Genomic DNA, 12,088 nt, shown 5'->3' with positions numbered 1-12,088 from the left:
CCTTTACTCCAAAGATAAATCCCGTTACATAAGGTAGGCAAGGGAAAGGCTGGGGTCCGCGTAGTCAAAAGCGGACCTATAAATAGATTAAAGTCTGGCTTACCACGCTGAAGGTACCAGCAGATAGCCTTTCCCCCAGATTGTTTTAATTTTTTCAGGGTTTTGGGGGTCATCACCGAACTTTTTGCGCAGCGCAGAAATGAGTACGTCAACACTGCGGTCCAGACCATCGTATTCACGGCCTTTGGTGGCTTTGAACACCGCATCCCGGGACACCACTTCACCGGCGTTGCTGGCGAGGAAATGCAGCAATAGGTATTCAGCACTGGAGACATTCACTTCCTGGTCTGCGACGATGACCTTGCGTGCCTGAGTGTCTATGCGGAGATTACCGACATTGAGCATTACTGCGCTGCTATCTGTGCCGGCGTCATTGTCCTGGGCAACGCGCATGTTAGCTTTAATACGCGCGAGTAACGCTCTAGGGCGCACGGGTTTTATCACATAATCGCTGGCACCTACCTCCAGTCCAATCACTTCGTCCATTTCTTCATCTTTTGCTGTCAGCATGATGATGGGCTTGTTGTAAAACTGGCGCAATTCGCGACATACGCTGATACCATCCTGACCCGGTAACATGATGTCCAGTAAAACCAAATCCGGTTCGTGTTGTTTGACCATACTGACAACCTGATCGCCGCGATAACAACACTCAGTAGTGTAGCCTTGATTATTCAGGTAATCAGCAACCCACTGTGCGAGTGATTCGTCATCTTCAACCAACAAAATCGTGCCGTATTGCTCCATTTGACTTCTCCTTTATTGCGCTTGCCTGGATTCAGCTGGACAAGGCGTTATTTATTTTGTTTGAATTATGTTCTTGCCTGCAATTATAAGTATGAATCACGTAAAAAGTGTAATTAAGTGTGTGTTCTTGTGTGAGAACTCCAGTTAAAGCAATACATTAAGCTTTTCTATCAGACCTCGACTCAAATGATGCATCATGTCGCTGGTCAGTGCGCTCACTTCTGTTTGATTACATGCGCCAGCCGTTTTTACCAAAGGCGAAATCTGTGTTTCCACCTGATAGGGCGGGATGTTGACAGCCTGATTGTATCTGGCTCGGCGTGCTTCTTCTTGGTTTTGTTCAACAATGAAGGAGATCACCGCGTGTTCGTTTGCGACCTTTTCTGTTTCTGTGAAGGTATATTGTAGCGGAATGCCCTGATATCCAGCACTGTTAATCGATGATTTGGCAAACCAAATGACATCGGAGGATGACTTGTGCGTCAGCCGCATGCTTAAAGACGCAATGATATTACTACACTGCTTACTTGGGATTGTTTGGGCGAGTTGCGCAATGTAAGGGTGGGGATCTTCAGGTTTATTGAGTACATAAACCTTGTCCTTGCCAAATGATAGATCCATTTGCTGCACAACCAGGTGGTAGTCACTGCTTTTTTGTGCGACGACTGTCAAGCCTTTGTCTTTTAGTAGTTGGATAATCTGCTTACGCAATGTGTCTGTGACGCTTACTTTACTGGTATCTATGTAAACTGTATTACCACTCTTAACTGGGTGAGCGGGCAGTTGCACAGATTTGATCCGGGCAGATTCGAGTTCAGTGCTATATGACAGCTGGTAAACGGATTTAGTTAATAGCGGCTTTTTTGGCACATCCAGTTTGGGGGCCATTGGCGGTGTTGCAATACACCCTGTGAGTCCGGCCAAGGCAATAATTGAAAGCAAACAGCGCATGACTTATACCTCTAAACTTAGTTTTATAGATCAGCACTTAGCTGCATTAAAACACGACAAATTATTTGGCACTATCCCTCGGTCTGCATTGAAGAATTTCTATGACCAACAAGGATTGTCCGCGTGAGCAGTGCCAAACTTCATGATATTATGTGCAGCGTGTTAATGAATCGGATCATTATGAAGTCACTGCATCATCTTATTATTATTGCTTTCGCACTGTCGACTTGGGTCGCTCAGGCTAACCCAGACAGCGAACAGCTGCGCTGGGAGCAATTTGTGAACGCATATTCTAAGCAACTCAAACAAAAACTAAAAGAAAAATCGATACCGGGTGCTGCTTTGAGTATTGTTCATCAGCAGCATGGTGATCATATCGTAGGCATAGGGCAAACCAAAGTTAAAAAAGGGCGCAACGTCACGGCCAATACGCGCTTTCGGTTAGCCTCGGTATCCAAGACCTTTGCCGGCTCCCTGACTGCCAAGTTGGCAGCTCAAGGGGTTCTTAATCTCGAAGATACCGTTGCGGAGCACCTGCCTATTTTCAGTGAGAGCGCTTACGGTAAGGCCAAGTTATACCACTTACTGAGCCACTCTAGCGGTCTGGTACCCAACGCCTATGACAACCTGATAGAGTCACGCATGACGTATGACAAAATTTATCCGCGCCTGGTTGATGTTAAGCATCTTTGTAGACCGGGTATTTGTTATGGCTATCAGAATGTTATGTTTAGTTTGATCGGCAATGTGATTGCGCAAACGACGCAACTTAGCTACGAATCCTGGCTCGAGCACTTCTTCTTTGCTCCTTTGGGTATGAAAGATGCGGGCTTAGGTCATGCGCACATGACCAGAGATGATAATTTTGCGGCACCTCATGTGCGAGGGACTAAACGATGGCACACTGCCAGGCTGAAGCCACACTACTATAAAGTGGCGCCAGCAGCGGGTGTGAATGCCAGTGCCGCAGATATGGCACAATGGCTAAAGGCACAACTGGGCATATACCCGTCGGTCTTGTCGCTGGATGCGCTTACCATACAGTCACGCCCGTATACGCGCACAAAGCGCGAATTGCGCAGGCGTGTGTGGCGTAATTATGTTGAACAAGCACATTATGGCCTTGGCTGGCGTATTTATAGTTTTTCAGGTGAATTAATGTATTACCACAGTGGCTGGGTGCAAGGTTATAGAACGGATGTGGCAGTGTTACCAGAGTTGGGGATTGGTTTTAGTTTGCTGCTGAATGCAGAAAGTGGGGTCATCAATGGCCTGAGTACAGAATTCATTCGTCAGGCCATTGAATTTAGCAGAGCTGCCAGGGCACAAGCTGATGCTCAGGCAGCCAGCTAGATGCTACTGGCGAGGTAACTGGATTTTTTTATCTTCACTTTGGCGATACAAAACGACGATATGGCCGATTGTCTGAACCTTGTGGGCACCTGTTTCACGGATAATGGCTTCAAAGATAAGCTGTTTGGTTTCACGATCATTGGTCGGTACTTTGACCTTGATGAGTTCGTGGATGTCTAAACATTGCTCAATCTCTAACAGAACTCCTTCTGTCAGCCCGTTACCACCGAGCAAAACAACGGGTTTTAGGTCATGTGCTAACCCTTTTAGGTACTGCTTCTGTTTATTTGATAATGTCATATTGATACAATTTACTAATTAAGGCTTGAATTACCGCTATTCTAACGCCATCTAAAGAATATTACTAATGAGTTGCAGTTAATATGGCAAATAAAAAGCACTCAGCGAGCTCCAAACGCTGGTTAAAAGAACATGTTGAAGATCCTTATGTTCATGAGGCACAAAAGCGAGGCTATCGCTCACGTGCTGTGTTTAAGTTGGAAGAGATCCAACAAAAAGACAAATTGTTTAGACCAGGTATGCATGTTGTCGACCTGGGCGCAGCGCCAGGAAGCTGGTCTCAGTATTTGGCCGAACAGGTCGGTGAGAAGGGCGAAGTGATCGCATGTGATATTTTGCCAATGGACTCTCTGCCGGGTGTCGCCTTTTTGCAAGGTGACTTTCGCGAAGAAGCCGTACTCAATGCCTTAATGGAGCGAATTGGTGGCAAAAATATTGATGTGGTATGTTCGGATATGGCACCCAATATGAGTGGCAACAATGTGATAGATCAGGCTGGTAGCATGTACTTGGTCGAGTTGGCATTTGATATGTGCCATCAGGTTCTCAAACCGAATGGGGCGTTTGCCGTGAAGGTGTTTCAAGGCGAAGGCTTTGATCAGTTTGTGCAGGACGTGCGTAATGCCTTTAAAGTGGTTAAGATCCGCAAACCAAAAGCATCTCGTCCACGATCTCGTGAAGTATATATAGTGGCGACGGGCTACAAACTGTAGTACAGTTGAAACGCTTTTAAGACGAATTTGAATTATTTTAGATACAAGAGGTTAACCCCTTGAGCGATATGGCGAAGAACTTAATACTCTGGTTGGTGATAGCAGTCGTGCTTATGACCGTATTTCAGAGCTTCAATGGTGGCGAACAAGCAGATCGCCAGACTAGTTACACTCAGTTTGTGAACGAAGTACGTAGCGGTGTAGTCCGCGATGTCAACATCGACCGCACAGCTGGCACGATCACAGGGATCAAAAATAATGGTGAACGTTTTCAAACCATTATGCCGTTGTATGATGACGACCTGATCAATGACTTACTTAAAAACGACGTAAACGTTAAAGGGGTTGCGCCGGAAGAGCAGTCTTTCCTGGCTAATATCTTCATTTCCTGGTTCCCTATGCTGTTGTTAATTGGTGTATGGATCTTCTTCATGCGTCAGATGCAAGGTGGCGGTGGCAAAGGCGCCATGTCATTTGGTAAGAGCAAAGCTCGCCTGATGGGGGAAGACCAGGTTAAAACTACATTTGCCGACGTTGCTGGGTGCGACGAAGCAAAAGAAGACGTGACCGAATTGGTCGACTTCTTGCGTGACCCGTCTAAGTTCCAAAAGCTTGGAGGTAACATTCCTAAGGGTGTGTTGATGGTCGGTCCTCCTGGAACAGGTAAAACTTTGCTTGCCAAAGCGGTCGCTGGTGAGGCTAAAGTACCATTTTTTACCATTTCAGGTTCTGACTTCGTAGAAATGTTTGTTGGTGTTGGTGCGTCACGCGTACGAGACATGTTCGATCAGGCAAAGAAAGCGGCGCCGTGTATTATCTTTATCGATGAGATAGACGCCGTAGGCCGCAAACGTGGTGCTGGTATGGGTGGTGGTCACGATGAGCGTGAGCAAACTCTGAACCAGATGCTGGTTGAAATGGATGGTTTCGAAGGCAATGAAGGTATTATCGTTATTGCTGCGACGAACCGTCCCGATGTACTTGACCCGGCATTGCTGCGTCCTGGCCGTTTTGACCGTCAGGTTGTTGTAGGTTTGCCAGACGTACGTGGTCGTGAGCAAATCCTGAATGTACATATGCGCAAAGTGCCGCTTGATGAAAACGTTGAGGCATCGGTTATTGCCCGTGGTACACCTGGTTTCTCAGGTGCTGACCTGGCTAACCTGGTTAATGAAGCTGCGCTATTTGCTGCCCGTGGTAACAAACGTAAAGTGAGCATGGCTGAATTTGACGCAGCCAAAGACAAGATCATGATGGGCGCAGAGCGTAAATCTATGGTGATGTCTGAGAAAGAAAAAGAAATGACAGCATACCACGAGGCTGGTCACGCGATTGTAGGTCGATTGGTGCCAGAGCATGATCCTGTCTACAAAGTGTCTATTATTCCTCGTGGCCGCGCATTGGGTGTAACTATGTATTTGCCTGAGCAAGACAGAGTTAGTCACTCAAAAGAGCATTTGGAGTCTATGCTATCCAGCCTGTATGGTGGCCGAATCGCAGAGGCCATTATATATGGAGATGACAAAGTAACGACGGGAGCCAGCAACGACATTGAGCGAGCCACTGATATTGCCCGTAAAATGGTTACACAATGGGGTCTTAGTCCAAAGCTGGGCCCTCAGATGTACATGGAAGAGCAGGGCGAAATGTTTATGGGTGGCGGGTCGTCACGCATGGCAGGTGTGTCTGATGAGACTGCTAAGCTCATTGATGCTGAAATTAAGGACTTTGTAACCCGCAACTATGGCAGGGCGGAACAAATTCTGAAAGACAATATGGATATCCTTCATGCCATGAAGGATGCATTGATGAAGTATGAAACAATCGATGCAGGCCAGATTGACGACTTAATGGAAAGAAAAGAGGTGCGTCCTCCAAGAGACGCGCATGACCGTAAGCCAACCGATAATGGTAATACGGGTACTTCTGCTGGCACCGATACTGACGCTGAAAAGAGCGAAAGTGCGCCAGTATCGGGTTCTGAGCTTGATGACAAGTTATAATCTAAGTTAGAATTCAATAATTGATAAACCCCGGCATTAGCCGGGGTTTTTTTATATTTTAAGGATGACTTCTTTACCAATTCGTCTGGCTAACAGGTTTTACTGGCTGAGACTTATCTTATCTCACGTTTAACCAACGAATACTTAGAGCATAGGGAAAATGAAAGTCCGCCTAGATAATTATCAGGACTAGAACACTGTATATATGTATACAAATGGATGCTGTGAATTGGCATCTTCCAGGCCTCCTAAAGAGCCGAAATTCGACGAATTGGATTAAGTAAGCAGCCATTCATGTGGTGTCAGGTATGCTCTTCACAGCGAGCACTCACTATCTTAATGTGGCAGTTTTTTATAAAATATGCTTATATAAAAGCAATTCAACAGGCGTATTATGCTTAAGCTTAAACTTCCTCGTGGTCGTACACTTGACCTGTCTACACCCCAGATAATGGGAATTGTTAACGTAACTCCTGATTCCTTTTCAGATGGTGGCAAGTATTGTCAATCTGACAGCGCTGTCAATCATGGTTTGACCCTTCTTCAGCAAGGCGCAAGTGTGCTTGATATTGGGGGGGAGTCAACACGTCCTGGCGCACCTGATGTCGCATTGGAACAAGAGCTTGAGCGTGTTATCCCCGTGATTGAAGGAATACGAGCTCAGTCTGACTGTGTTATTTCAGTTGACACCAGTAAAGCTGAGGTTATGTCAGCTGCGATTGAAGCGGGTGCTGATATGATCAATGATGTGCGTGCGTTGCAGGAGCCTGGTGCACTTGACGTGGCTGCACATTACGATGATGTTGCAGTGTGCCTGATGCACATGCAGGGGCAACCCAGAACGATGCAGCTCAATCCCTGCTATGAGGACCTGTTTAGAGATATCAGCGCATTTTTCGAGTCACGTATGGCTTGCTGTGTTGAAGCGGGCATAGCACGTGAACGCCTCATTATTGATCCAGGGTTTGGCTTTGGAAAAACGCTGGAACATAACTTTTCACTGTTAGGACAATTATCTTACTTTGCTGAACTACAACGTCCTATTCTTGCCGGGTTATCCCGCAAATCTATGTTTGGCAAATTACTTAATCGGGATACAGATGAACGCTTGGCTGCGAGCCTTAGTGGAGCATTGTTATGTGCTCAACAGGGCGCGCAGATTATACGTGTTCATGATGTTAAAGAAACCAATGATGTGCTGCGGGTTTGGCGCGCAGCAACGCATGGAGTAAATGAATGACAACAAGAAAATATTTTGGTACCGATGGTGTGCGGGGTATGGTTGGAGAGTTTCCGATCACACCTGAATTTGCACTTAAATTAGGCTGGGCGGCAGGTAAAGTGCTGTCAAAGTCTGGCACCAAAAAAGTAATCATAGGCAAAGATACGCGCATTTCAGGCTATCTGCTGGAAACGTCCTTGGAAGCAGGGTTAATCGCTGCAGGGATTAATGTCGTGCTGCTTGGGCCAATGCCCACACCTGCCGTTGCTTACTTGACGCAAACATTTCGGGCCGAAGCGGGCATTGTGATCAGTGCGTCGCACAACCCATACCATGACAACGGGATAAAATTCTTCGGTGGTGATGGTAAGAAATTACCAGACCAGGTTGAGCTTGAAATTGAAGCTATGCTCGATGAGCCAATGACCTGTGTGGCTTCAGATAAGCTTGGTAAGGCACGACGTCTGGAAAACGCAGATGGTCGTTATATCGAATTCTGTAAAGGGCAATTCCCCAACGAACTATCACTCGAGGGGCTCAAAATCGTCTTGGATTGCGCAAACGGTGCGACTTACCACATTGCGCCGGCAGTTATGCGTGAATTAGGCGCGGAAGTGATCTGCACGGCTTGTGAGCCAAATGGAGTTAATATCAATGAAAAGTGCGGTGCAACGCACGTAGATGCTTTAAAACGCCATGTACTTGAGCATCAGGCCGATGTGGGGATCGCTTATGATGGCGATGGCGACCGCGTCATGATGGTAGATCATAACGGCCGTGTGTTTGATGGGGACGACATTGTATATATCATCGCTGCGCAAGCTCAGCGTAGTGGACACCTAAAAGGCGGTGTGGTTGGCACTGTGATGTCCAATATGGGGTTGGAAAATGCGCTGAAAGAGAGAGACATTCCGTTTGAACGCAGTAAAGTGGGCGACCGTTATGTGCTGAGTAAGCTTCAGGAGCATGGCTGGACGATTGGCGGTGAAAGCTCAGGTCACGTCTTGAATCTGGAGCTCATCCCAACAGGCGACGGTATTGTATCAAGCTTACAGGTACTGGCTGCAATGGTTGCTCAAAACCAGACGCTGAAAGATTTAGGCGCCGGATTTGTCAAATATCCGATGAAAATGATCAATGTGCGTTATGTCAAAGGTACAGATCCCGTATCAACGGATGTGGTTCAACAAGCGGTGAAAGAGGTTGAAGCCGAGTTGGGTGATAAAGGTCGGGTCTTGTTAAGAAAGTCAGGCACTGAGCCAGTTGTTCGCGTTATGGTTGAAGCTGAACAGGAAAAGCAAGTTATTGACTTTGCCACCAAAATTGCTCAAGTCGTTGAATCTGTGAGCAACTAAACCAAAATCCACAATTTTTTCTTGTAACTTAGGGTGAGTGACGTTAGTATCTCACCCGCTTTCTGATGCGGAGTAATACATGGGACAGAGAAAGCCAATCGTCGCAGGCAACTGGAAAATGAACGGCTCACTAGAGCTGATAAAAGAAATTGCAGCGGTGAGTGCGCAAGTCGCAGAGCAACAGTGTGAGGTATTAGTTTTTCCTCCTGCGGTGTTACTGTCTGAGGCAATATCAGCAGGTTTAAAATGTGGCACACAGACTGTGTCAGAATTTGATGCTGGTGCCTATACAGGTGAAATACAAGCTTCTTTAGTGAAAGCCCTTGGTGCAAATTACACCTTAGTTGGCCACTCTGAAAGACGCAGTATTTACGGCGAATCTAATGAAGATGTCGCAAACAAATTTGCTCAAGCGCAGCAAAGTGGTTTGACACCTATTCTGTGTATTGGTGAAACCCAAGAACAAAGAACAGATGGCAAGACAGAAGAAGTTGTTAAACAACAGCTTGAATCTGTCATTGAAAAATTAGGCATAGCATCACTGGTAAATTCTGTGATAGCATACGAGCCTGTTTGGGCCATCGGTACTGGTTTAACAGCCACACCAGAGCAAGCTCAGGCAACGCACAAGTATATTCGCGATTTGTTACGTAGTTATGATGAACAGGTTGCAGATGCACTGCGCATATTATATGGCGGCAGTGTGAATGAAAGTAATAGTGAATTATTGTTCGCACAAGCAGATATTGACGGCGGCCTGATAGGCGGAGCGAGTCTCAAACCTGAAAGCTTTAGTGCTATCTGTGAAAGTGCAAAGGGATAAGTAAATGTACGAGATTCTTTTGGTTATTTATTTGGTGGTCTCGCTGGCTTTGATCGGCATGATCTTAATTCAGCAAGGCAAAGGCGCCGACATGGGGTCATCTTTCGGTGCTGGAGCTTCAGCAACCGTGTTTGGTTCATCAGGTGCTGGTAACTTTATGACCAAAACAACAACAGTTCTTGCGACGGTATTTTTCGTCCTGAGTATTGTTTTGGGTAGTCTGACTGCCAGCCAAATTAAACAGGCAGATCAGTGGGAAAACCTTGAAGCACCAGCTTCTACAGTAGTGCCTGCTAGTCAAGATGTACCAGCGTCAGAAGAGTCTCAAAACAACTCAGACGTCCCAAACTAAAAACTTCTTAGCGAACGTGGTGGAATTGGTAGACACGCCATCTTGAGGGGGTGGTGAGCATAGCTCGTGGGGGTTCAAGTCCCCCCATTCGCACCAATCGGTTATCTAGACTCCTTTCTTATTTTCAAAAACGCCCGAATTTAAACTACTTAAGTGCGTTATTCCGCTTACATAGGTTACAATAAAAGAAATTAGTTTGTGTTTCTTTCTATGCATTTTCCTGCTCATTTTATTTCCAAAGTTTTCCATGGCGTTAGATCAATCGACGTATGCCCACAAGGAATAAGGGTACTTAAGGCGGACGGTGAAAAGCTGATTGCCTGGGCACAGCAACATCAGCCTCCTGCCATTTCGGTGGATTGGTTAGGCGCACGCCTACTGTGTCATGAGCAGGATCAGGTACTGGCTATTCGGGTAAAACATCAACCCGACCCACACTTACAATCTCAGCTTGAAACCTTCTGGTTAAACACGCATAAAGCACGCCTGCTTTCGTCGGTTGCGGCTGTGGAACGGCTACTGCAGCATCGATATTTGTCTGTACGTTATTGGGCTACAACTCGCTCTGTTATAACTGAGTTGGCAAAGTACTGGAGCGGCTGGCAAAACCAGCCGGACATGAATGAGGTACTGCGGCAGGCCCAATACACGGTGGCTGAGCTGCACTGCTGGCATGAGGAAGATCTGGCTCAATTCCGAGAAGCCTTTATTCAGGCCCAGTTACGTCGTTATGAGGGCTTTTTCGATACGGTGTGTACGCAGCCCTTGACCCAGGCACAGCGTCGAGCATGCGTGGTACAGGATGAGCGCCAGCTATTGCTTGCAGGGGCGGGAACCGGAAAAACCAGTGTCATGGTAGCCAAAGCCGCTTATTTGCTTCACACCCAACAAGCCCGGACTGAGCAGATACTCATGCTTGCATATGGAAAGGAAGCGGCTGTTGAGATGCAGCAACGGCTGACGCACAGCAAGGTTGCGGTGGAGTGCGCAACCTTTCATAGCCTTGGGCTGGAGATCATCGCTCAAGTTGAAGGTAACAAACCGACCTTGTCTGCGTTGTGTCAGAGTGACGCAGCCAGAGAGCAGTTTATTGCCGAAACGCTGGCATCTTTGTGTCAGGAGCCCCATTATCAGCGTGATTTACAGGCGTTGCTGAAAAGTCAGTTTTCAGCAACTGAAAACAGCCAAAAACTCGAACTGACCTCCCGAGCGGCAACGAAATTGATCCGGCAATTTTCGGAGGCGCTGAGCTTTTACAAGCAGGCCTTGTTTTTGGGCAAAACGCAGTCATTGAGTCATGAGTTTTCCCTCTGGACGAACTGCTTCCGGCCTGTTCTTACTGACTATCAGCTCTATCTTCAAAAAGAGCAATGTATTGACTTTGATGACATGATCACGCGTGCCATCGAATATGTGCGTAGTGGCAAGTTTCACAGTCCCTGGCATTACATTCTGGTTGATGAATTTCAGGATATTTCTCCGCTTCGGGCCGAGTTGCTCAAAGCGCTGCTGGTGCGCAACAGTAAGAGCGATTTGTTTGCCGTTGGGGACGACTGGCAGGCGATATATCGTTTTAGTGGTGGAGATATCTCTATGACGACCCACTTTTCGGAGCACTTTGGAGAGGCAACGATCCAACAGCTCGATATGACATTTCGTTATCCGCAACAGCTACTGGACATTGCTAGCGAATTTGTATGTCAAAACCCTGGTCAATTGATTAAACGGGTTAATTCGAGCCAAATGGCCAGTTGCCCCGTGTTGATTACGTACCCGGAGGAGGAGGATGCGCTAAGCAAAGCAATCGATGGGTTTATGAGCCTGACGGCTGAGCCTTGCTCAGTCTTGTTATTGGCACGTAATCACAAATATTTGCCATCAGCAGAAGTGTTGGCCAAACTTGCTCAGCGATTTCCTCGTGCGCGTATTACCGCGCTGACTTTTCACGGCGCTAAGGGTAAAGAGGCTGATTTTAGCATTTTATTGGGTTTGCATAGCAACAGCGTGCCCGCCAGGCAGCAAAGTGCGGCGATCATAGAGGCGTTATTACCTGCGCGGGAGTCGTATCCAGATGCGGAGGAGCGGCGATTGTTCTATGTTGCGCTTACCCGTGCCCGTCGGCAAGTTTGTTTGCTGGTGCCTGACGAACCCAGCCCGTTTATCAAGCAGACCCTGGCACTAGTGAACTGACCCCTTAACTGGTAATTCT

The 12,088-nt window shown here is 47.0% G+C and carries 11 protein-coding genes and 1 tRNA gene; 9 read left to right on the top strand and 3 right to left on the bottom strand.

All coding sequences use genetic code 11. The features are described from left to right. Positions 1 to 99: 99 nt before the first annotated feature. Both IY568_RS02670 and IY568_RS02665 read right to left on the bottom strand, forming a co-directional pair. Positions 100 to 807, bottom strand: a complete 708-nt coding sequence (locus IY568_RS02670; protein WP_194866716.1) for a response regulator transcription factor — start codon at positions 805 to 807, stop codon at positions 100 to 102. A gap of 144 nt (positions 808 to 951) precedes the next feature. Further along, entirely contained in the window at positions 952 to 1,758 is an 807-nt protein-coding gene (locus IY568_RS02665) for a hypothetical protein (RefSeq protein ID WP_194866715.1), read from the bottom strand. A gap of 180 nt (positions 1,759 to 1,938) precedes the next feature. Here IY568_RS02665 and IY568_RS02660 point away from each other — a divergent pair, with 180 nt between their 5' ends. After that, complete coding sequence (locus tag IY568_RS02660; RefSeq protein ID WP_228553108.1) at positions 1,939 to 3,111, top strand: serine hydrolase domain-containing protein; 1,173 nt, start codon at positions 1,939 to 1,941, stop codon at positions 3,109 to 3,111. Between the two features lie 3 nt (positions 3,112 to 3,114). On the opposite strand, the gene yhbY is transcribed toward IY568_RS02660, so the two are convergent. Further along, on the bottom strand, positions 3,115 to 3,411 hold the full coding sequence (gene yhbY, locus IY568_RS02655) for a ribosome assembly RNA-binding protein YhbY (protein WP_010385908.1): 297 nt from the start codon (positions 3,409 to 3,411) through the stop codon (positions 3,115 to 3,117). Positions 3,412 to 3,494: 83 nt separating this feature from the next. On the opposite strand from yhbY, the gene rlmE reads away from it, so the two are divergent. The 8 genes from rlmE to IY568_RS02615 all read left to right on the top strand — a co-directional run bounded on the left by rlmE (position 3,495) and on the right by IY568_RS02615 (position 12,069). Next, positions 3,495 to 4,124, top strand: a complete 630-nt coding sequence (rlmE, locus tag IY568_RS02650) for a 23S rRNA (uridine(2552)-2'-O)-methyltransferase RlmE (protein WP_010385909.1) — start codon at positions 3,495 to 3,497, stop codon at positions 4,122 to 4,124. A gap of 68 nt (positions 4,125 to 4,192) precedes the next feature. After that, complete coding sequence (ftsH, locus tag IY568_RS02645; RefSeq protein ID WP_125563298.1) at positions 4,193 to 6,127, top strand: ATP-dependent zinc metalloprotease FtsH; 1,935 nt, start codon at positions 4,193 to 4,195, stop codon at positions 6,125 to 6,127. A gap of 394 nt (positions 6,128 to 6,521) precedes the next feature. Continuing rightward, a complete protein-coding gene (gene folP, locus IY568_RS02640; RefSeq protein WP_194866714.1) occupies positions 6,522 to 7,367 on the top strand; it encodes a dihydropteroate synthase in 846 nt (281 codons plus the stop codon). Further along, positions 7,364 to 8,704 carry a phosphoglucosamine mutase gene (gene glmM / locus IY568_RS02635; protein ID WP_125563294.1) on the top strand — a complete coding sequence of 447 codons (1,341 nt, stop codon included), beginning with the start codon at positions 7,364 to 7,366 and terminating at the stop codon, positions 8,702 to 8,704. Before folP ends, glmM begins: the two co-directional genes overlap by 4 nt. A gap of 79 nt (positions 8,705 to 8,783) precedes the next feature. Next, complete coding sequence (gene tpiA, locus IY568_RS02630) at positions 8,784 to 9,527, top strand: triose-phosphate isomerase (protein ID WP_125563292.1); 744 nt, start codon at positions 8,784 to 8,786, stop codon at positions 9,525 to 9,527. Between the two features lie 4 nt (positions 9,528 to 9,531). After that, positions 9,532 to 9,879 (top strand): preprotein translocase subunit SecG, encoded by a 348-nt coding sequence (secG, locus tag IY568_RS02625; RefSeq protein WP_125563290.1) that lies wholly within the window; start codon positions 9,532 to 9,534, stop codon positions 9,877 to 9,879. A gap of 10 nt (positions 9,880 to 9,889) precedes the next feature. After that, positions 9,890 to 9,975 (top strand) — tRNA-Leu (locus IY568_RS02620). A gap of 102 nt (positions 9,976 to 10,077) precedes the next feature. Continuing rightward, positions 10,078 to 12,069, top strand: coding sequence for a UvrD-helicase domain-containing protein (locus tag IY568_RS02615; protein ID WP_194866713.1), 1,992 nt, complete (start codon positions 10,078 to 10,080; stop codon positions 12,067 to 12,069). Positions 12,070 to 12,088: the final 19 nt, after the last annotated feature.

The sequence above is a fragment of the Pseudoalteromonas sp. PPB1 genome (assembly GCF_015356275.1).
Lineage (GTDB): Bacteria > Pseudomonadota > Gammaproteobacteria > Enterobacterales > Alteromonadaceae > Pseudoalteromonas > Pseudoalteromonas rubra_D.
Note: the sequence above shows the minus strand (reverse complement) of the source record. Positions and strands in the feature narration are given on the sequence as shown.